General features: G+C 71.6%; 20 protein-coding genes. 5 read left to right on the top strand and 15 right to left on the bottom strand.

All coding sequences use genetic code 11. The annotated features are described in order from the left end of the window. Nucleotides 1-59 precede the first annotated feature (59 nt). Nucleotides 60-506 (top strand): hypothetical protein, encoded by a 447-nt coding sequence (locus ACP6CK_RS05000; protein ID WP_426957781.1) that lies wholly within the window; start codon nt 60-62, stop codon nt 504-506. Between the two features lie 18 nt (nt 507-524). Here the strand turns inward: ACP6CK_RS05000 and ACP6CK_RS05005 are convergent, their stop codons facing one another. From ACP6CK_RS05005 to ACP6CK_RS05015, 3 genes are all read right to left on the bottom strand, one after another. Continuing rightward, complete coding sequence (locus tag ACP6CK_RS05005) at nt 525-1112, bottom strand: YcbK family protein (RefSeq protein ID WP_426957782.1); 588 nt, start codon at nt 1110-1112, stop codon at nt 525-527. Next, a complete protein-coding gene (locus ACP6CK_RS05010) occupies nt 1109-2584 on the bottom strand; it encodes a L,D-transpeptidase family protein (protein WP_426957783.1) in 1476 nt (491 codons plus the stop codon). The genes ACP6CK_RS05005 and ACP6CK_RS05010 overlap by 4 nt, the downstream gene beginning before the upstream one ends. Nucleotides 2585-2747: 163 nt before the next feature. Then, entirely contained in the window at nt 2748-2978 is a 231-nt protein-coding gene (locus tag ACP6CK_RS05015) for a preprotein translocase subunit SecE (RefSeq protein WP_426957784.1), read from the bottom strand. Nucleotides 2979-3234: 256 nt separating this feature from the next. Between ACP6CK_RS05015 and ACP6CK_RS05020 the strand changes: the two genes are divergently transcribed. From ACP6CK_RS05020 to ACP6CK_RS05030, 3 genes are all read left to right on the top strand, one after another. Next, complete coding sequence (locus ACP6CK_RS05020) at nt 3235-4131, top strand: isocitrate lyase/PEP mutase family protein (RefSeq protein WP_426957785.1); 897 nt, start codon at nt 3235-3237, stop codon at nt 4129-4131. After that, on the top strand, nt 4128-5438 hold the full coding sequence (locus ACP6CK_RS05025) for a hypothetical protein (protein WP_426957786.1): 1311 nt from the start codon (nt 4128-4130) through the stop codon (nt 5436-5438). Before ACP6CK_RS05020 ends, ACP6CK_RS05025 begins: the two co-directional genes overlap by 4 nt. Before the next feature lie 72 nt (nt 5439-5510). After that, a complete protein-coding gene (locus tag ACP6CK_RS05030; protein ID WP_426957787.1) occupies nt 5511-6230 on the top strand; it encodes a DUF1028 domain-containing protein in 720 nt (239 codons plus the stop codon). A gap of 17 nt (nt 6231-6247) precedes the next feature. Here ACP6CK_RS05030 and ACP6CK_RS05035 read toward each other — a convergent pair whose 3' ends face one another. The 4 genes from ACP6CK_RS05035 to minC all read right to left on the bottom strand — a co-directional run bounded on the left by ACP6CK_RS05035 (nt 6248) and on the right by minC (nt 10653). Beyond that, nucleotides 6248-8623 carry a putative bifunctional diguanylate cyclase/phosphodiesterase gene (locus ACP6CK_RS05035; RefSeq protein WP_426957788.1) on the bottom strand — a complete coding sequence of 792 codons (2376 nt, stop codon included), beginning with the start codon at nt 8621-8623 and terminating at the stop codon, nt 6248-6250. Nucleotides 8624-8704: 81 nt separating this feature from the next. Then, entirely contained in the window at nt 8705-8986 is a 282-nt protein-coding gene (gene minE, locus ACP6CK_RS05040; RefSeq protein WP_426957789.1) for a cell division topological specificity factor MinE, read from the bottom strand. Beyond that, nucleotides 8983-9801 carry a septum site-determining protein MinD gene (gene minD, locus ACP6CK_RS05045; protein WP_426957790.1) on the bottom strand — a complete coding sequence of 273 codons (819 nt, stop codon included), beginning with the start codon at nt 9799-9801 and terminating at the stop codon, nt 8983-8985. Before minD ends, minE begins: the two co-directional genes overlap by 4 nt. A 102-nt stretch (nt 9802-9903) precedes the next feature. Then, on the bottom strand, nt 9904-10653 hold the full coding sequence (minC, locus tag ACP6CK_RS05050; RefSeq protein WP_426957791.1) for a septum site-determining protein MinC: 750 nt from the start codon (nt 10651-10653) through the stop codon (nt 9904-9906). Between the two features lie 131 nt (nt 10654-10784). On the opposite strand from minC, the gene ACP6CK_RS05055 reads away from it, so the two are divergent. After that, on the top strand, nt 10785-11246 hold the full coding sequence (locus tag ACP6CK_RS05055; RefSeq protein ID WP_426957792.1) for an acyl-CoA thioesterase: 462 nt from the start codon (nt 10785-10787) through the stop codon (nt 11244-11246). Here the strand turns inward: ACP6CK_RS05055 and ACP6CK_RS05060 are convergent. The 8 genes from ACP6CK_RS05060 to ACP6CK_RS05095 are packed head-to-tail and all read right to left on the bottom strand — an operon-like array spanning nt 11222 to nt 19087. Next, a complete protein-coding gene (locus tag ACP6CK_RS05060) occupies nt 11222-11974 on the bottom strand; it encodes a hypothetical protein (protein ID WP_426957793.1) in 753 nt (250 codons plus the stop codon). The two genes, ACP6CK_RS05055 and ACP6CK_RS05060, sit on opposite strands and share 25 nt — an antisense overlap. Next, nucleotides 11971-13635 carry a gamma-glutamyltransferase gene (gene ggt / locus ACP6CK_RS05065; protein WP_426957794.1) on the bottom strand — a complete coding sequence of 555 codons (1665 nt, stop codon included), beginning with the start codon at nt 13633-13635 and terminating at the stop codon, nt 11971-11973. Before ggt ends, ACP6CK_RS05060 begins: the two co-directional genes overlap by 4 nt. Before the next feature lies 1 nt (nt 13636). After that, nucleotides 13637-14647: a dimethylarginine dimethylaminohydrolase family protein gene (locus tag ACP6CK_RS05070; RefSeq protein WP_426957795.1), complete on the bottom strand. Its 1011-nt coding sequence runs from the start codon at nt 14645-14647 to the stop codon at nt 13637-13639. Between the two features lie 26 nt (nt 14648-14673). Beyond that, the gene (locus ACP6CK_RS05075; protein ID WP_426957796.1) at nt 14674-15462 is read right to left on the bottom strand and encodes an ABC transporter permease; all 789 of its coding nucleotides are present in this window, start codon (nt 15460-15462) and stop codon (nt 14674-14676) included. 1 nt (nt 15463) lies between these two features. Then, nucleotides 15464-16309: an ABC transporter permease gene (locus ACP6CK_RS05080; protein ID WP_426957797.1), complete on the bottom strand. Its 846-nt coding sequence runs from the start codon at nt 16307-16309 to the stop codon at nt 15464-15466. Then, on the bottom strand, nt 16306-17385 hold the full coding sequence (locus tag ACP6CK_RS05085) for an ABC transporter ATP-binding protein (protein WP_426957798.1): 1080 nt from the start codon (nt 17383-17385) through the stop codon (nt 16306-16308). Before ACP6CK_RS05085 ends, ACP6CK_RS05080 begins: the two co-directional genes overlap by 4 nt. Further along, a complete protein-coding gene (locus ACP6CK_RS05090; protein WP_426957799.1) occupies nt 17382-18152 on the bottom strand; it encodes a class II aldolase/adducin family protein in 771 nt (256 codons plus the stop codon). Before ACP6CK_RS05090 ends, ACP6CK_RS05085 begins: the two co-directional genes overlap by 4 nt. After that, the gene (locus ACP6CK_RS05095; RefSeq protein WP_426957800.1) at nt 18152-19087 is read right to left on the bottom strand and encodes a 2-hydroxyacid dehydrogenase; all 936 of its coding nucleotides are present in this window, start codon (nt 19085-19087) and stop codon (nt 18152-18154) included. Before ACP6CK_RS05095 ends, ACP6CK_RS05090 begins: the two co-directional genes overlap by 1 nt. Between the last annotated feature and the right edge of the window lie 7 nt (nt 19088-19094).

Here is a 19094-nt window from a genome sequence, read left to right on the forward strand (position 1 = left end):
CTTGCGAATGATTATCAACATCGGCAGTCTGGGCTCATGAGCAACGCGGAGCCCTCGCCATGACCACTCGCGGCCTTCCCTCCTGGCCCTGGACCGGTGCTGCCCCCGAGGATCTGCCGCCGGCCGAGGCCTTGTTGCTCGACGCGGCGCGCGGCTGGGTGGAGGCGACCCGAAGCGGTGCGCTGCCCATCACGGCCGTGCGGCTTCCGCTCGCGACGGAACGGGTCAGTGACGCCGCACCCGCGATGAACGCGGTGCTGCAATCCCTGGCCTGCCCGGGCGGCATGGGGTGCCGGCTCTGCCCCCGCGTGACCGCGGTGGAGGGGACATTCCTCATGGCGATGGGGCTCGCGCAGCGGGGCACCCGCCGGGAAGCACTGGCAGCCTTCCTGCGGCTTGCTCCTCCGGCGGCCGCCTACGCGGCGATCGCGCCGGCCCTCACCGTCGGTATCCTGCTCCGCCGCGCCGGCCTGTTGCTGGAGCACCCGCTCCGGGTATCGCCCTGACCGGGTGAGGTCGCGGCGCTACCAGCGCCGCGACTGCCCGCAATCGAGGTGGACGAAGCCGTCCCGCCGATAAAGGCCAACCCCGCCCAGCCCCATCGAGGCGGCGAGCCGCGCCATGGCGTAGGAGTCGCGGCCCGGTACGCGCATGTCCCCGGCCATCCCCGACATGTGCAGCGACACCGTCGAGACCCGTCGGGAACGCGCCGCATTCGCAGCATTCGTCTCCGGTGACCGGTAGCCGCTGATCACCTCGAAGGGCTCGGTCGCCTCCATCCGCGTCGCCACCGCGTGCATCACGTCGAACAGGCGCGGGTCCATCGGGGTCACCTCCTCCCGACGCAGGTCACGGAACACCCAGTCGAGCCGCCGCAGCGCCTCGGTCTGGTAGCGCCCGTCCGAGAAGTAGACGCCGGAGAACCCGTCATCCGTGTAGGCACGACGGACAGCGATCCGCCGCGTCCCGCCACCCACCTGCGCCTCGGCGATGCCGGTGCACGCCAGCAGCGCCGCCATGCCTCCGATCAGCGATCGCCGGCCGAGCCGGGCGGCCTCGCAGCACGGGCATTCCGGCGCGTGCGGCCGTCCGCCGCTGAGCACCCGGATCACCGTCCCGCCTCCGCCGCGGCCACCCGCAGCCCACGATCCAGCTGGCGCGCATAGGCCGCGTCATGCCCGTAGATGTCTGGCCTGACCCGCACGCGATCCCCCTCTACCACCACCGTTGTGTAATGAAGCCGCACCGGGAAGCTCCGCCGGAGCGGCACGGATTGCGTCTGCCGGCTCGACAGCACGCGCTCCACGCGCCGCGCGTCCCACCCCGTGTCCTGTAGCGCGACGTCGAGCAGCGCCGGCGGATTCTCCAGCCGGATGCAGCCCGACGAGAAGGCGCGGTCGGGCCGGCGGAACAGGAAGCGGTCGGGCGTGTCGTGCATGTAGATCGCGTCGTCATTCGGCATGACGAACTTGATCCGGCCGAGCGCATTGGCATCGCCCGCATCCTGCCGGACCAGATAGGGAAAGCGCTCGCGGCTGATGCTGGACCAGTCCACGGTGGTCGGGTCCACCTCCACCCGCTGACCGTCCTGCACCGTGTAGAGCCGGAAGCCGCGCGCCTGCATCGCCGCCGCGTTCGCGCGGAAGCGCGGCAGCAGGTCCTCGCGCGCGTTGCGCTCCGGCACGCCCCAGTCGGGGTTGAACTGCACCGCCGTCATCCGCACGCGCATCAGCGGCGTGGCCCGCTGCGGCTTGCCGACGATGACGTTCATCCGCAGCACCAGCCGCGACCCGTCCAGCACCATCAGCGTGAAGTCGGGGATGTTCACCTCGATGCGCCGCTCGGCCGTGGGCGCGGCGGGATTGCGGCGCATGTCCAGCGCCACCCTCAGCTGCGCCACCCGCGCCCCGGCCGGGCGATTGAGCAGGGCCTGGCTGATCGGCCCGACCCGTCCGTCCTGCTCCAGGCCGTTCGCCGCCTGCCAGCGCTTCACCGCGGCCTGCAGCGCGTCGTCATAGGTCGCGCCGCCATCGGGCGCGGCCGAGAGGACCGGGTCCTCCACTGCGAGGCGGGCACGGAGCGCCGGGATCCGGGCGGCGTCCGTCATGCCCGGGTCCAGCGTGTTCGCGCCGGCCGGAATGGCCGCACAGCCGCCATTGCGGGCGAGGGTGCCGGCGCGGCGGAGCTCACCGCGGATCGCCGCCGCGCCCTCGGGCAGGTCAGCGGCCCGGTCGATCACCAGGGCCGGGTCGGTCGCACCCGCCAGCTCGGCCTGCCAGCGGGGAAAAGCGGCCGCCGCCGGATCGCGCTGAATGTCCGGCCGCCCGGCCGGCTGGCGCACCCGCCCCTGGACGAGGTCGCCGAGAGCGGAATGGGCGGCCCGGTAGGTCGCCTCGTGGAAGCCCGTCGGATCGCTGGCCGCCTGCGCATCGGCGGGGATGGCGTAGGCGGAGGCATCCAGCCCGTCCTCCCCCAACCGGCGAAGCCGCGCCGCCAGCCGGAAGACCGCGTCCCAGGATTGCGGCCCGGGGCCGGCCGGAACGATGGGTGGGGGTGAGGGCTGGGCAAGGGCGGCTGCGGGCATCAGGCCAGCCAGCCCGGCGAGGGCTTCGCGTCTTCGCATGCCCGACGAATAGCGCCGCGCAACCCACGGGGCCAGCACGAATCCGCCGACGCATCGACGTCAGCCGGAGCGGTCGCGCCGGATCACCCGCCCGGCGAGGAACTCGGGCCGGGGAGGCCGCGCCTCAGCGCGTCAGCAGCCAGCCGATCGCCATCACGACGACGACGCCGATCAACACCGCTTTCGCCAGCGACCACCACTCGCTACGACCGCCCTCACCTTCCTCCTCGTGGAAGGTGGAGCGCGGCGCCAGCGCCATGTTCTCCACGGCACCCGGCGGGGCAACGCTGTCCGACCGACCTGCATTGCTGTCACGGATCACAGTGTCGCTCGGCCTGGGCAGATCGCTCGGCATAGATCCAGACCTCCTGAGAATTAACGTTTCGGGGATGGATGGTAGGACGAGTGTACCGCCCTGCGGAAGACCCGCACGGTCGGAACGCCGAGCTACGGCCGCGTTTGCGCCGAGGCGCCGAACAAGGCTGCGATTCCCGGAAAATCTTTCACCGCGCGACCTGGGCGCGCTGAACTCGCCGGACCGGCACGCACGGCGTGTGGCAACGCGGTCCGATGCGTGCCAATCCTCGGCGCCCACACTTGAGGACCACATCATGGCCGATGCCTCCCTCCGCAGCCGGCTCGCAGCCGGGGACTTCATCCTCGCACCGGGCATCTTCGACATGATCTCCGCGCGCGTCGCCGATGGCATGGGCTTCCCCGCGCTCTACGCCACCGGCTTCGGCACCGTGGCCTCGCATCTCGGCATCGCGGACGCGGGGGTCGCGACCTACACCGACATGGTCTCTCGCGTCGGCCGATTCGCGCAGGGCTGCCGCACCCCGGTGATCGCCGACGCCGACACCGGTTACGGCGGCCTGCTGAACGTGCGGGAGACGGTGCGCGGCTACGAGGCCGCCGGCGTGACCGCCATCCAGATCGAGGACCAGGAGGTCCCGAAGAAGTGCGGCCATACCCCCGGCCGCCGCGTCATTCCGGCCGAAGAGATGGCGCTTAAGATCGAAGTGGCCGTCGAGGCGCGCCGCTCGACCGATTTCCTCATCGTCGCCCGCACCGACGCCCGCACCGCGCACGGCCTGGACGAGGCGCTCCGCCGCGCCGCCCTCTACGCCGAGGCCGGCGCCGACATCCTCTTCGTCGAGAGCCCGGAGACCGAGGCCGAGATGGTCCGCATCGGCGAAACGGGCCGTCGCCTCGGCAAGCCATTGCTTGCCAACATGGTGGAGGGTGGACGCACCCCGATCCTGCCCGCCGCCCGGCTGCGCGAGATCGGCTACGCGATCGCCATCTACCCGGCCCTCGGCTTCCTCGCGGCCGCGGCCGCGCTGGAGCGCGCGTACGGACACCTCCTGGCTCATGGCGACAGCAATGCCCTGCCGCCGGCCGATAGCTACGGCTTCGCCCGGATCTGCACGCTCATGGGCTTCCCCGACGTCTGGGAGTTCGAGCGCCGCTGGGCCCGCCCGGAGCCGGTGCGGGAGGCGGGTTGATCGGCCCCGGTCCCGGCGCGACCTTTCGCGGCATGGACAGCAGCGTCGCAGAGGCTTCGGCCGAGGATACGGCCGCCCTGGCCGTGGTCGGGTTCCTGAGCGGGCGCATCCCCGCCGGCGCGCGCGTGGCCACGCCGGCGCGGATCCGGGTGCTGCTCGGCGACGTGACACCGCCCGACGCCTCAGCCCTGCCGGACTGGGCGGTGGTCGACCGCGACAGGCCGGACGAACTTCCCCTCCCCTTACTCCGCCAGCTCCTCGCGCAGAGCACGCCGGTCTACGTGAACGAGGCCTTCGTCGTTTTCGCCCGACGCCGGACCTTCGGCCTGACGGATCAGAGGGACACGCCGGAGATCCAGGCGCTCGCGGCCCGGATCGCCGGCCTCGGCAGCGCCGCGCCCCTACCCTCCCCCGCCCCGACATTGGTCGACGCGAGCGCGCCCGCCTCGGCCGTCCCACTCGAAGCGCCATCCGCGTCGGACACGGCGGCGAGACCTTCCCCCAGCTTCGAGGAGGCGAGCAGCCCGCTCGCGGCTCCTTCAAGCATGGGCATTCCCGATGCGGGTCTGCTCCCATCGTCGCGGCCCATCCTGCTGCCGCCCGAGGCACTTGCCGTTCCCCGATCCGTCGCGCCGCCCCTGGCGTCGCCCGAGCCACCATCCCCACCGTGCCGCCTCACCGTCGAGCCGGCGGCCGTGACGTCGCCCGCGGCTCCGCCTCGGCCAACCTTGCCCGCCGCGAGCCCGCCCTGGGCGTCGGGCGCGGCCCCGCCGCTGCCCGGCTTACCGGCCCGGGTGGCGGCCCTGCTCGGTGCCTGCCCCGCGCGCGACACCGCGGTGATCGGGAACGGCGCCCTCGCCGAAGCCCTCCCGGCCGGTGCCACGGTCCGACCTTTCGAACCCGGCGCGCCGCTGCCGGCAGGCGCCTTCGATCTCGTGCTGCTCGCAGATCCGGGTCCGGATGATCTCGCGGCGGCGCTGGCCGAAACGCACCGACTCCTGCGCGCGGAGGGCGTCCTCCTCGTCATCACGGAGAACGCGGACTCCCTGGGCCGGCGCCTCGCGCGCACGGTCGGGCGTGAGGCGCGGGGGGGCCTTTCCGCGGCCCGGCTGCGCGCCGCGCTCCGTGCCGCCAGCTTCCGCCCCGTGTTGCTGGAGGGCTTCTCCCTCGATACCTGGCGCGCGGAGGCGGACACGGCGCCCCCTGCCCTGCTGAACGACACGGCCGGCGCGCTGCTGGAGCAGGCCGGCCGCGATGCAGGGCCGGACCACGCAGCACAGCTTCTGCTGCTGGCCAGCCCTGTCTGAGCGCGGGCTGGCAAGGCCCGGCCCGGCGTGTAGTCTCCGCCCCGCACTGCGCCACAGAGGGGGGCGCCCCGCATGACCTGGTCCATCGTCGCGCATGATCCCGGCACCGGCGCCTTCGCCGTGGCCGTCACCACCTGCAGCCTGGCCGTCGGGGCCTCCTGCCCGCATCTGCGGAGCGGCGTCGGCGCCGTCTCGACGCAGTCCTTCACCAATCGCTACCTCGGCCCGGCCGTGCTGGACGGCATGGCCCGCGGCCTGCATCCGGCTGCCGCGATCGAGGGCGCGCTGGCCGGCGACGACGGCAAGCACCTTCGCCAGATCCACGCCGTGGACCGCTTCGGCCGCAACGCAGCCTTCACCGGCAAGAACTGTGTCGAATGGGCCGGCGACCATGGCGGCACGGGCGTCTCCTTCGCCGGGAACATGCTTGCCGGGCCGGCCGTGTTGAACGACACCGTCGCGGCCTACGCGGCGCACAGCGACAAGACTCTCCCCGAACGGCTGATGGCCGCGCTGGAGGCGGGCGAGGCCGCCGGCGGCGACAGGCGTGGTCGGCAGTCCGCCGCCATCCGCATGGTCACGACAGAGGACTTTTCCGACCTGGACCTGCGGGTGGACGATCACTCCGAGCCGCTGAAGGAACTCGGCCGCCTGCTCGGCCTTTGGCGACGCCACCGCGCGCCCTTCCTCGACCGGCAGCCCCGTCGCGGGAATCCCTCCGGCTTCACTGACATGGATGCCATGGAGGCGTCCTGGCGCGCTGCCGGCGTCGATCTCCGCTTCCGGCGATAGGCGGGCACGGCGCGACCTCACACGGCCGGCGCGAGGCTCCGGCCGATCTGCGCGGCGAACTCGGCGGCCGACATCGGCCGCCCGAACAGGTAGCCCTGCGCCTCGTCGCAGCCCTCCGCCCGCAGCAGGGCGAGCTGGTCCTCGTCCTCCACGCCCTCCGCGTTCGTCGTCACGTTCAACGCGCTGCCGAGCGCGATCACCGCCCGCAGCAGCGCGACCGCCCGCGCATCATGCGCCAGACTGGCCACGAAGGAGCGGTCCACCTTGATCTTGTCGAAGCGGAAGCGCTGGAGCGTCGCGAGGGAGGAATAGCCCGTCCCGAAATCGTCCATCGCTAGCCGCACGCCGAGCGCGCGAAGCCGCGACAGCGTGCCGAGCGTATCCGCGGTGTGGGCGAGCATCGCGGCCTCGGTGATCTCCAGCTCCAGCCGCTCCGCCGGCAGCCCGGAGACGGCGAGCGCCCGCTCTACCGTGGCGACGAAGCTCGCCTGCCGCACCTGCTTGGCGGAGACGTTTACCGCCACGCGCTGACTGTTCCAGCCGCGCGCGATCCGGCACGCCTCCTCCAGCACCCAGGCACCGATCGCGACGATGGAGCCGGTCTCCTCCGCGAGCGGGACGAAGACGTCCGGCGGGATGAGGCCGCGCTCGGGATGATGCCAGCGCAGCAGCGCCTCCGCCCCCTTGATGCGCCGTGTGCGCGTGCAGACCTGCGGCTGGAAGAGGATCATCAGCTCCCCGCGGGGAATGGCGCTCCGCAGGTCGGCCGAGAGGGCGCGGCGGAGCCGGAGCTGCGCGTTCAGCGATTCCTCGTAGATCCGCAGGCAGTCGCCGCCCTCCGCCTTCGCCTGATAGAGGGCGAGATCGGCGTCCCGCAGGGCCGTCTCGGCTGGCGTTCCGTTCCCCGGCCGCCACATCGCCGCCCCGATCGAGAGCCCCACCGTGCAGCTCTCCTCCGCCAGCTGGATGGGCGCCTCCATGGCGGCGATCAGCCGGTTCGCGATCTCCTCCAGCACCTCGGGCTCATCCAGGCCCGGCGCCACGATGACGAACTCGTCGGCGCCGACCCGGGCAAGGGTGTCCGTCGCGCGCAGTTCCGCCCGGAGCCGGGTGGCGACGGTTCGCAGCACCGCGTCGCCCGCCGCGTGGCCGCCGGCGTCGTTCACCTCCTGGAAGCGGTCGAGGTCGAGCGTGAGCACGGTGAGGCCGCGGCCGTCCCGCAGGGCGGCGGCCGCCGCGAGCTCCAGCCGGTCACGCAGCAGCGCCCGGTTCGGCAGGCCGGTCAGCGTGTCGAAGTTGGCCAGCCAGCGCAGGCGTTCCGAGAGCCGACCGCGCTCGGCGGCGGCGCCCCGGAATCCCGCGCAGGCCTCGCTGAGCGAAACCAGTTCCCGTGGCGATCCGGCCGGCGGCGCGGGGATCGCGACATTCAGGTCGCCCTGCCCGAGCCGCGTCAAGGCCTGGCCGAGAGCCTCCAGCGTTCCGCCGAGCCGTCGGGCGGAAGCCACGGCCAGTATGAAGGCCGCGAGGATGATCGCCAGAACGAGCGCGGCCAGGGCGATGACACCCGCCGGCACCGAGAGGCCGCCCACCTCCCCCGGCACGAGGATCAGGAGCGACGAACGGGCACCCTCCGCGCCCTCCCCGAGCGAGACCAGCCGGCCGACCCAGGGCCGCCCGCTGATGTCCAGCCGTCCTGTTGCGTCCCGGCCCTCCGTTGCGGCCGTGCGGAGCCAAGTCGGCGCCCAGGCGTCAAGCCGGGCCGGCAGCGGCAGGGTGGAGGCCCGTACGGCCGAGCCTGTCAGGAGGACGGCCGCACCCTCTGCGACGCGGGCGAGGTCCCCGGCCACCTGATCATCCAGCAGCGCCGAGACGCGCAGCGTGCCGATCCCATGCCCGGCCGCGTCGAGAAGCGGAGTGGACCCCGCCACCTCGGGCAGGCCGGCGCGAGGGCAGAGCGGGACCTCGGTGGCAAGCGGCTCGGGCGCGCCGCGAGCGCCGCAATCCGGCGCCACCTCCACCCGCGGTGCCGCGAGGTCCGGATCGTCCATCCGCACTTCCAGCGCGTGGACCGCCGGTTCCGCCTCCCGCCCGCGCTCGCGCAGAGCGCGCAGCACCGGCAGGGGCGGGGCAGCGTGGCGGGCCAGTGCCTCCGCCAGTCCGGAATCGCGGGACAGGAGCAGTGCGGCGCCCTCGAGCCGGGTGGCCAGTCCGGCCATGTGGTCCCGGGCGCGCTGGGCGGCCCGGTCTGCCGCCTGCTCGGCCAGCCCTCGGCGGAGGTCCTGTAAGAGCCAGAGCCCGGCGCCGCCCGCGGCCAGGACGCAGAGCAGGCAGGGCAGCACGGCCTGGAGGACGAGCCGCGTCCCGAACCCCCGCCAGTCCAGCGCCCCGGCCATCTGGGAATCCCGTCGAAACAGGACTCCATCATGGCGCGCGAGGCTTGACCGGCGGTTAAGCGCCCCGCCGGCGGGTACGGATCAGGAGGCGCGCCGCACCGGCTCCGGCCCGGGCAGTTCCACGGCGATGGCGAGGGTCGAAAGGTCCCCGCCCCGCTCCAGCGAGACGTTCACCCGCTGGGGGTCGATCGCCACGTGCTTGGCCACGAGCTCGATGATCTCGCGCTGAAGCTTGGGCAGGAAGTCCTCGCCCTTGCGGGAGATGCGCTCGTGCGCGAGCACGATCTGAAGACGTTCCTTCGCCTGGCTGGCGGTGGCGGGCTGCTCGGCCTGGCGGCCCCGAAAGAGGTTCAGCCAGCTCATGCCGCCCTCCCGCCGAAGAGCCGGGACAGGAAGCCCTTCTTCTCCGCATCGACGAAGCGCATCGGCCGGTCCTCGCCCAGGAAGCGTGAGACCGCGTCCTTATACGCCTGTCCGGCCTGCGACGTCTCATCGAGGATGACGGGGTTGCCGGTATTGGACGCCTTCAGGACGCTCTCGCTCTCCGGGATGACGCCGAGCAGGGGGATCCGCAGGATTTCCTGAATATCCTCCAGCTTCAGCATCTCGCCCTTCTCGACCCTCGCCGGGTCGTAGCGGGTGACGAGGAGGTGCTCCTTCACCGGGTCCTTCTTCTCCTCGGCCCGCTTGGACCGGGACTGGAGCACGCCGAGGATACGATCGGAGTCACGGACGGAGGAGACCTCCGGGTTCGTCACGACGACCGCCTGATCGGCGAAGTAAAGGGCCAGCAACGCCCCCTTCTCGATCCCGGCCGGGCTGTCGCAGAGGATGTAGTCGAACTCCTTCGACAGCTCCTCGATGATCTTTTCCACCCCTTCCCGCGTCAGGGCATCCTTGTCGCGGGTCTGGCTGGCCGGAAGGATCGAGAGCGTGTCGACCCGCTTGTCGCGGATCAGGGCCTGGTTCAGCCGCGCCTCGCCGGTGATGACGTTGACGATGTCGAAAACCACTCGCCGCTCGACGCCCATGATGAGGTCGAGGTTCCGCAGCCCCACGTCGAAATCGATCACCACGGTCTTCTTGCCCGATTGGGCCAGACCGGTCGCGAAGGCGGCGGAGGAGGTGGTCTTGCCCACGCCTCCCTTGCCCGACGTCACCACGATCACCTGCGCCATACGCGATTCCCCTGCCCTTCCGCCCGGCAGGGCGGCCCCTCCCTGCCCCTAAGCACGTCCGGGGCCGGGCGGCAAAGGGGAATGATGCGCGAGCGCGCCGGTCTAGCCCAACCTGTCGAACCGCATGCTCTCCCCGATCAGGCAGACCTGCACGGTCTTTCCGATCGGCGCGTCCCCCAGCCCGTCCCGCACGGCATAGTAGCCGGCGATCGAGACCAGCTCCGGCTCGAAGACGAGGGCGAAGACCCGGGCCGAGAGGTTGTCCGCACCGCCCGCGATCGCCCGGCCCTTCAGGGCCCCGTAAATGTGGATATTCCCGTCCGCGAGCACTTCGGCCCCTGGATTCACGGTGCCGCGGACGATCAGGTCGCAGCCCTGTGCCCAGATCCGCTGCCCCGCCCGCACCGCCTGATCCACCACCATGGTCGGCTGCCATCCCGTGGGGGCTGGCGCCGCCTCCGGCAGCGGTGGCGGGATAGGGGCCGGGGCGGGCGCCGCGGGGGTGGCAACCGGCGTTTCCGCGCCGGCGGCCCGCAGCGGCGGCAGGCCGGCGGCCTGGGCGGCCGCCTTGATCTCCGGCCCCCCGCCCGTCGTCCCGATCGGCGCGATCTGCACGCCCCGGAGCTGGCCAATGAGCTGCCCGAAATCGGGGGCCGCCGAGGGGTCGAGGTCATCCAGCCCGAGCACGATCGGCGCGTTGCGCAGGAAGCCGGGCGCGCGGCGGAACTGGTCGGCCAGCGCCGGGACGATCACCTCAACCCGCGGGTCCAGAAGGCGCAGCACCAGCAGGTTGAAGTTGCCCCCGCGCAGCCGGAAGGGCTCGAGGCGGGCTTCGGCGGCGGGGGAGGACATGCGGGTGGCGGGCTTTCCCGGAACATTCAGGCGTCCACCCTACAGGCAACGGACGCCCAGGCGAAGCCTTCCGGGGGTTGCGGCGCCCGGCCCTTTGGTTAACGGAGCGGGCGACGACACGAGGAATCCCGATGGAGAAGCGCCGCCCGGTCCGGGCCGACTACCCGCACCTGCTGGAGATCCCGACCCGCTGGAGCGACAACGACGTCTACGCCCACGTGAACAACGTGGTGTATTATTCCTTCTTCGACACGGTGGTCGCGCGCTGGCTGCTCGGCTCCGGGGCGCTGCATCTGCAGGACTCCCCGGTGATTGGGCTGGTCGTCGAGACGGGCTGCCGCTTCATGGGCCCCATCGCCTTCCCGGACCTGGTGACGGCCGGCCTGCGAGTGGCGCGGCTGGGCAACACGTCCGTGCGCTACGAGATCGGCATCTTCCGCAATGCCGAGGAGGCCGCGAGTGCCGAGGGCCATTTCATCCACGTCTACGTCGACCGCGCGACGCAGAAGATCCCGACCCCCCTGCCCCAGGCCCTGCGCGACGCGCTGGCACCGCTCGTGGTGACGCCTCAGCCCGGTTCGGTGGCGGGATAAAGGGCCCCAAGCTCGTAGAGGCCTGCCTCCTGCAGGCCCGGCCTGATCGCGATCAGGTCTGACACGGGCGAGGCGAGCAGCGCCGCGACCCGCGCCCGCGTCGCGTCGGCCTGGCGCTGCATCGGACCGGCCGTCGTCACCGAGGCGGGTGCCGGCAGCGCCCCGGCCCCGCTCCAGGGGAGGAAGGTGCTCCAACGCTCCCGCGCCGGCGCAGCCATGCGCGGCGGCCGTCCCTCTCGCCGGGGCAGCGGTAGGATGCGGTTGGACTGGTACGTCACGCGCAGACCGACATCGCGCGCCACGACCCCGCCGGTGAGCCGGGCCTCCCCGGACAGGCCCTGCACCTCACGGCAGGACAGGACCTCGATCCCCAGGACCCGGAGAACGCCGGCATCGTCACAGCCCGCGATGACCAGCCATTCCTGATAGACCCCGGTCCCGCGCGTCCCCTCGGTCGCGATCAGCAGCAGGTCGCGCCCGGCCACGGACACCGTCCCGAGCAGCCGGCCACGGCCGTACCAGCTCTCCATTCGCACAACGTCGGACGGTGCGCCCCGACCGATCAGGCGCACCTCGAAGGCGCTCGGCGCGATCGCGGCCGGGTCGGGTCCCGCGCGAACCCCGAGCGCCGCCGTCCCCGGGCGCGGCCGAACGCGAAGAGGCGGCTTTCCCTGCGCGAGCAGCGGCAGCGCCAGCAACGGCAGGACCGCCCGGCGGGACGGGGTCACGGCTTCGGTTCGGTCGTCACCGCATCCGGGTTGAAGCGCACCCCGGCGCGCGCAAGACCGCCGCCGATCCCGACCGGCGTCCCGTCCGCGCGCCAGCACGCGGCGCCGGTCATGCTGCCATCCGGATCGAAGGCGATGGCGTTCATCCCGCCACCCACGGTCTTGACCCGCTCGATCCGATGCCCGCGCGCCGCCAGCGCGGCCTCCGTCTCGCCGGAGATCGCGGGCTCCAGGTGCAGCGTGTGTCCCTGAGTCCAGACCCGCGGCGCTTCCACCGCCTCCTGCAGCGGCATCCGGTGGTCGAGCAGGTTGATGATCGCCTGCATGGCCGACCCGAAGATCTTCAGCCCGCCCGGCAGCCCGAGCGCAAAGCGCGGCGCCCCATCCTTCAGCACCATCATCGGCGACATGGAGGTGAAGACCCGCTTGCCCGGCGCGACCGACAGCGCCTGACCCGGATGTGGGTCGAAGTTGTACATGTAGTTGTTCGCGATCATCCCCGTGCCCGCGACCGTGAAGCGCGCGCCGAAGAGGCTGTTGATCGTCTGGGTGGAGGACACGATCGTGCCCGACCCGTCGGCGACCGTGACATGCGTGGTGTTCGCGGATTCCGTCCCCCCGATGCCCGCCTGCCAGTCCTGTGCCCGGTCCATCCGCAGCTCGGCGCGCCGCGTCTCCGCGTAGTCCTTGGAGATCAGCCGCGCGACCGGCACCGTGACGAAGGCCGGATCGGCGGTCGCCACCGCCCGGTCAGCGAAGGCCATCTTCAGCACCTCCGCCAGCAGATGCACCCCGTCGGGCGTACCGAAGCCGATGGCGCGGAGGTCGAAGCCTTCCAGCACGTTCAGCATCTGGGCGATGTGCACGCCGGAGGAGGAGGGCGGCGGCGGCCCGATGATCTCGTAGCCGCGATAGGGGCTGCGGATCGGCTCCCGCTCGATCGGCGCGGCGGCGCGCAGATCCTCCATGGTGATCAGCCCGCCCGTCCGCTGCATCTGCCGGACGAGCGCGCCGCCGAGCGGACCGTCATGGAGCGCGTCCGCGCCCATCCGCGAGATCAGGCGCAGCGCCTCCGCATAATCGGCGCGCACCACCCGATCGCCGGGACGGATCGGCTCCCCGCCGGGCAGGAAGGTGCCGGCCAGGCTGTGGTCCGTCGCCAGCTCCCCCGCATTGTCGCTGACGCAGTCCGCGAGGTACGGCGTCGCCCGCCATCCCCGAGAGGCGTGCCGGATAGCCGGCTCCATGACGTCCGCGAGCGGGAAGGTGCCGTAGCGCTCGAGTGTCTGGCACCAAGCCCGCAGCGCCCCCGGCACCGCCATGGCCCGGGGCCCGAAATGGTTCTCCCGGTCCACCGTCTCCCCATAATCGGGCAGCGTGTCGGAGACGGTGCGGTACATGTCCGGCCGGGCCGCGCCGGGTGCGGTGGACAGCCCGTCCACGATCACGTGCCGCCCGTCCGGCAGCCGCAAATGCGCGGTTCCACCGCCGAGGATGCCGACCATCATCGGCTCCACCACGGTGAGGGTGAAAAGTGCGGCGATGGCCGCGTCCACGGCGTTGCCGCCCGCGAGCAGCATCTCAGCCCCGGCCGCGGAGGCCAGCGGGTGGTTCGTGACCACGACTCCCTTGGAGCCGGCTGCAGGTCGCTTCTCGGTCATGTCAGGCCGGGTCCCGGATGAGCGGACAGGTCGAGCAGTGGATGCCGCCCCCGCCCAGATACACCTTGTCATAGGCCACCAGCCGGACGCTGATCCCGGCCTTGTCCAGCGCGTCCTGCGTGCGCGGGCCGACCTGGTCGCTCATCAGCACGCGCCCCGGCTTCACCGCGAGGCAGTTGATGGCCCAGGACGGGTCCTCGTGGTTCAGCGGGATCATCGTCACGCCCAGGCGCTTCAGCTCCTCCATAAAGACGAAGGGCAGGATCACCGGGTTCACGAGCGCCACGTCATGGTTGAGCATGACCAGCGCTCCGTCGATGTGCAGGCGGTATCCCGGGATCTGCACGCGGATCAGCCGCGCCCCCTGGGTGGCCAGCACCTCCTCGACCTGCCGAGCCCCCTCCTCGTTCACGCGGGAGGAGATGCCCACCACAGCCACGCCCGGCCGCACCCAGGCGAAGGAGCCGCCCTCCATCAGCCCGGTGCCCGTGACGGTCCGCAGGATGGGCGCGCCGAGGGCGGCGAGCGTCTCCGTCACCGGCGCCTCCTCTCCCCGGCGGATGCGTGGGCCCATGCGGGTCACGATCACCCCGCCGCCAACCGCGATCGCGGAATCCCGCGTGTAGATCGTCTTGTGGCGTCCCGGCGCGGCGCGGCGCATCGTGACGACCTCGACGCCTTCCTCCCGCAGCGCGGCGGACAGTGCGTCGTGCTGCGCCTGCTGTTCCGCCAGGGTGGGGCGAACGTCCCCGCGCCAATAGGCGCCGCTGGCCGGGTCGCCGAAGGCGTTCAGCTCGGGAATGTAGGGAAGGTCGTCCACGACCTTCATCTCGTCGCCGGGGCGGTGCATCAGCACCATCCGCAGGCGGCCGACGTCATCGGTGCAGCCCCAGCGACGCCCCCAGGTCGAGACCTGCTCCGACTCGCTCTCGAAGGCCGGGTCGGCCTCCGAGGCGAAGCGCTGGATCAGCATGTTGTAGCGGTGGTCGAACTCGCTCATCGCCTGCGCCACGGCAGGTCCCTCCCCTTCGTTCTCTCTCAGCCGTCGCGACGGCGACGCAGCGTCAGGTCCAGCAACAGCAGAAGCACCGTCATGACCACCAGCAGCACGGCGACGGCGGCCATGGCGGGGTCCAGGTTCTCGTTGATCCCGTCCCAAATCTTCCGCGGCAGCGTGAACACGCGGCGGGACGCGATGAACAGCACGATCACCAGCTCGTCCCAGGAGTGGATGAAGGCGAAGATCGCGCCCGACACGATCCCCGGCATGATCCGCGGCAGGATGACCCAGCGCAAGGTCTGGGACAGGCTCGCCCCCATCCCCCGCGCCGCGCTCTCCAGCCGCGCATCGAAGGCCGCGAGCGCGGTCGAGACGGTGATGACCACATAGGGAATGCCCGTCACCCCGTGCGCGATCGTCACCCCCAGGAAGCTGTCCAGCAGCCCGAGACGGGAGAAGTAGCGGTAAAGCCCGATCGCGTAGGCGATGCTCGGGATGATGATGGGCAGCAGCATCAGGGCCCGCACGATCTCCGTGCTGCGCCGGGACAGCCGCCAGCACCCGACCGCGCAGAGCGTCCCCAGCACGACCGCCACCACCGTGGAGGCCACCGCGATCCAGAAGGACTGCGCGATGGCCCCGGTCCAGGCGGGGCTGCCGATCAGGTTCGCATAATGCTGGAGCGACAGCCCCTCATGGGGCAGCGACAGGAAGCGCCGGTCGGTCAGCGACACGGGCAGGATGATGGTGATCGGCAGGACAAGGTAGATCGCCGCCGTCCAGGCGATCCCCGCATTCAGCCATCCCGCCCGGTGCCCTCCCGCCACCTCAGCCTCCTGCCCCGAAGAGCCGCCGCAGGTTCACCAGCCGCGAGAAGATCGCGAGCGTCGCGAGAATCGCGACGACCAGCACGGTCGCCATCATCGCACCCAGTCCCCATCGGATGAGGTCCAGGATCTGGAGCTTGATCCACTCCGCGACCATCAGTGTCTTCCCGCCGCCGAGGATCGCGGGCGTGATGTAGAAGCCGAGAGAGAAGATGAAGACGAGCACCCCCGCCGCGATGATCCCCGGTAGCGAGAGCGGCAGGAAGACCCGCAGGAAGGCGGTCGCCCGCCCCGCCCCCAGCCCTCGCGCCGCCGCCAGCACGCGTGGATCGATCTCCCGCATCGCGGAGAGCATCGGCAGCACCGCGTAGGGTACCATGTAGTGCACCATTCCCACGACGATGCCGAACTCGTTCCAGACAAGCGCCAGCGGTTCCTCGATCACGCCCGCCGCCTGCAATCCCTGGTTCACCAGCCCCTGCCGCCGGAGAAGCGTCACCCAAGCGAACGCACGGACGAGCACGCTGATCCAGAGCGGCACCAGCACCGCCAGCAGCCACCACCGCTGGACCCGCGCCGAGGAGAGCGCGATCCGGTAGGCCAGCGCATAGCCCAGCATCAGCGCGATCGCGGTCGTGGTCACCCCGATCCGCAGCGTCGTGAGGATCACCCGCTGCACGCTCTCGCTGGTGATCAGGCGCTCGTAATTGTCCAAACCCAGGCGCGGCTCCGTGACGCTGATCGTCAGCACCTGGATGATCGGGGCCACGTAGAAAGCCGTCATCAGCAGGAAGGCGGGCAGGATCAGCGCCCACCAGCCCGCTGCGTCACGGCCGGCCGGTGTCACGCCGCGTCCTCTTCCACCGCGACCGCGGCGTCGCGCGACCAGCCCAGCCGCACCGGCAGGCCCTCCCGCGGCGCCACCGGCGCGCGCCAGGCCGGCAGGTGGACGCGCAGGTCGCCCAGGTCGGGGGTCGCCACTGTGATGGCGTATCCCGTGCCGAGGTAGGACCAGGCGCCGATGTGCCCTTCCACCACGTTGTCCTCGGCCGCGCCCTCCGGGAGCAGCGCGATCTTCTCCGGCCGCAGCGACAGCACCGCGCGCCCGGCGGGTAGCGCCCCACTCGCCAGGACCCGCGCGGCGCCACGACGCAGGGCAAAGCCTTCCGGCACTGCCTCGGCCTCGCCCTCGATGAAGTTCGACTTGCCCAGGAAGTCCGCCACGAAGCGCGTCGCCGGTCGCTCATACAGCGACTCCGGCGTGCCCATCTGGATCAGCCGCCCGTGGTTCAGGATGGCGATCCGGTCCGACAGGCTGAGCGCCTCCTCCTGGTCATGCGTCACGTTGATGAAGGTGCGGCCGACCCGCCGATGCAGCGCCTTGAGCTCTTCCTGCAACTCGGCCCGCAGCTTCTTGTCCAGCGCCGACAGTGGCTCATCGAGCAGGAGCAGCGCCGGATCGAAGACCAGCGCCCGCGCCAGCGCCACGCGTTGCTGCTGCCCGCCCGAGAGCTGGGCCGGCTTCCGGTCCGCGAAGCGATCGAGCTGCACGAGGTCCAGCGCCGCCCGCACCTTCGCGTCCCGCTCCGCCCGCCCCATCCGCCGCACGCGGAGCGGGAAGGCCACGTTCTCCGCCACGCTCATATGCGGGAACAGGGCGTAGCCCTGGAACACCATGCCGAAGTTCCGACGCTCCGGCGGCAGCGCGGTGATGTCGCGCCCGTCCAGCAGCACACGCCCCGCACTCGGCTCGACGAAGCCGGCGATGACCATCAGGATCGTCGTCTTCCCCGACCCGGACGGCCCGAGCAGCGTCAGGAACTGCCCGCTCTCCACTTCCAGCGACGCGTCGCGCACCGCGACGAAGTCGCCGTAGCGCTTCGTCACGCCCTGCAGCGACAGCGCGTGCCCGGCGCCGCTCATTCCGCATAGTCCGGCTGTTCCCGGTCCAGCTTCCGCCGCAGCGCCTGCCACGGCAGCCAGCCCTTGGTCGGGCCTTCTGAGAACTGATCCCGCGCCCGAAGCACGACGGCCTCCGGCAGGATGGCCAGGGGGGCACCGCTGGACTGGGCGGCCAATTGGATGCGGCAGGACTGCTCCAGGTACCACATCCAGTAGAAGGCTTCCGCCACCGTGGCACCCACCGTCAGCAGGCCGTGGTGGCGCAGGATCATGCAGGGCCGGTCGCCCATGTCCTGCACCAGCCGCTCGCGTTCAGACAGGTTGTCCTCGTCGGCGACACCCTCATAGCCATGGATCGCGACGCGGTCGTGGAACTCCATAGAGATCTGGTTCAGCGGCAGAAGGCCCCCCTGCTGCGCCGCGACCGCCATGCCCGCGAGGGTATGCGTGTGCATCACGCAGGCCGCGTTCGGCGCGCCCCGATGCAGTGCGGAGTGGATCACGAAGCCTGCCGGGTTCACCGGCCAAGACGTCTCCTGTGCCGGCTCCCCGTCCGCATCCACCAGCACGAGGGAGGAGGCCGTGACCTCTTCGAACAGCAAGCCGTAGGGATTGACTAGGAAGCGATGCCCCTCGCCCGGGACGCGCACCGACAGATGCGTGAAGACGAGGTCCGTCATCCCGAACATCGCGATCAGCCGGTAAGCCGCGGCCAGGTCACGCCGCAACTCGGCCTCGGTCGGGATTTGGTTCGGGTCGGGACGAACGGGCGGCGGTGGCAGCGGCATCAATAACCTCGGTCCGGATGGTAGAGGTTCGGCAGGGGCCGGCCCGCCTCGAAGTCCCGGATGGCCCCGGCGACGAAGCGCGCCCGCTCCCGCCGTCGGGCGATGCTGGCCACGTGCGGCGTCACCGTGACCTTCGGGTGTGACCACAGCGGATTCTCCGCCGGCAACGGCTCCCTGTCGAAGACGTCCAGGACGGCGCCGGACAGATGCCCGGAGTCCAGCGCCGCGATCAGGTCGGCGGTGACGAGGTTGCTTCCCCGTCCCGCATTCACCACCGCCGCCCCGCGTGGCAGCTTCGCCAGCAGCGCGGCGTCCACGATCCGCTCCGTTTCCGGTGTCGCGGGCAGCAGGCAGACGAGGATGCGCGTCTCCGCCAGGAACGCGTCCAGTTCCTCCGGTCCGGCGAAGCAGATCGCCCCCTCCACCACCTTCGGACTGCGCGACCATCCGGCGACCGGGAAGCCCAGCCCCCGCAGCATGGGGACGGCCGCGCCGCCGAGCCGGCCCATGCCCATGATCCCGACCTGCACGTCCTGCGCCGTGGCATCGCCCACCTTGTAGTCCCAGCGCCGCTCCGCCTGCGCCAGGGCGAAGTCCCGCGCGTCCCGCAGCAGCGACAGGCAGGCCCAGGCGACGTACTCGCCCATGCGCTGCCCCGTTTCCTCGCTGCCCATGCGGACCAACGGCACGTGACGGGGCCAAGTCGGATCGGCGGTGATGTGCTCCACCCCCGCGCCGAGCGAGAAGATCGCCCGCAGCTTCGGGAAGCGCGCCAGCCACCCCGGGTCGGGCTCCCAGACCAGGGCGTAGGTGACCTCCTCGTCCCGTATATCGGGCGCGTCGAAGGAACGCGCGGCCAAGTCCGGCAGAAGCCCGGCGAAATGGTCGCACCACTCCTGCCGGATCTCTGCCCCGGCCGCCTTCACCACCAGCATGAAGCCT

It is taken from the genome of Muricoccus radiodurans (genome assembly GCF_050154705.1).
GTDB lineage: Bacteria > Pseudomonadota > Alphaproteobacteria > Acetobacterales > Acetobacteraceae > Roseomonas > Roseomonas radiodurans.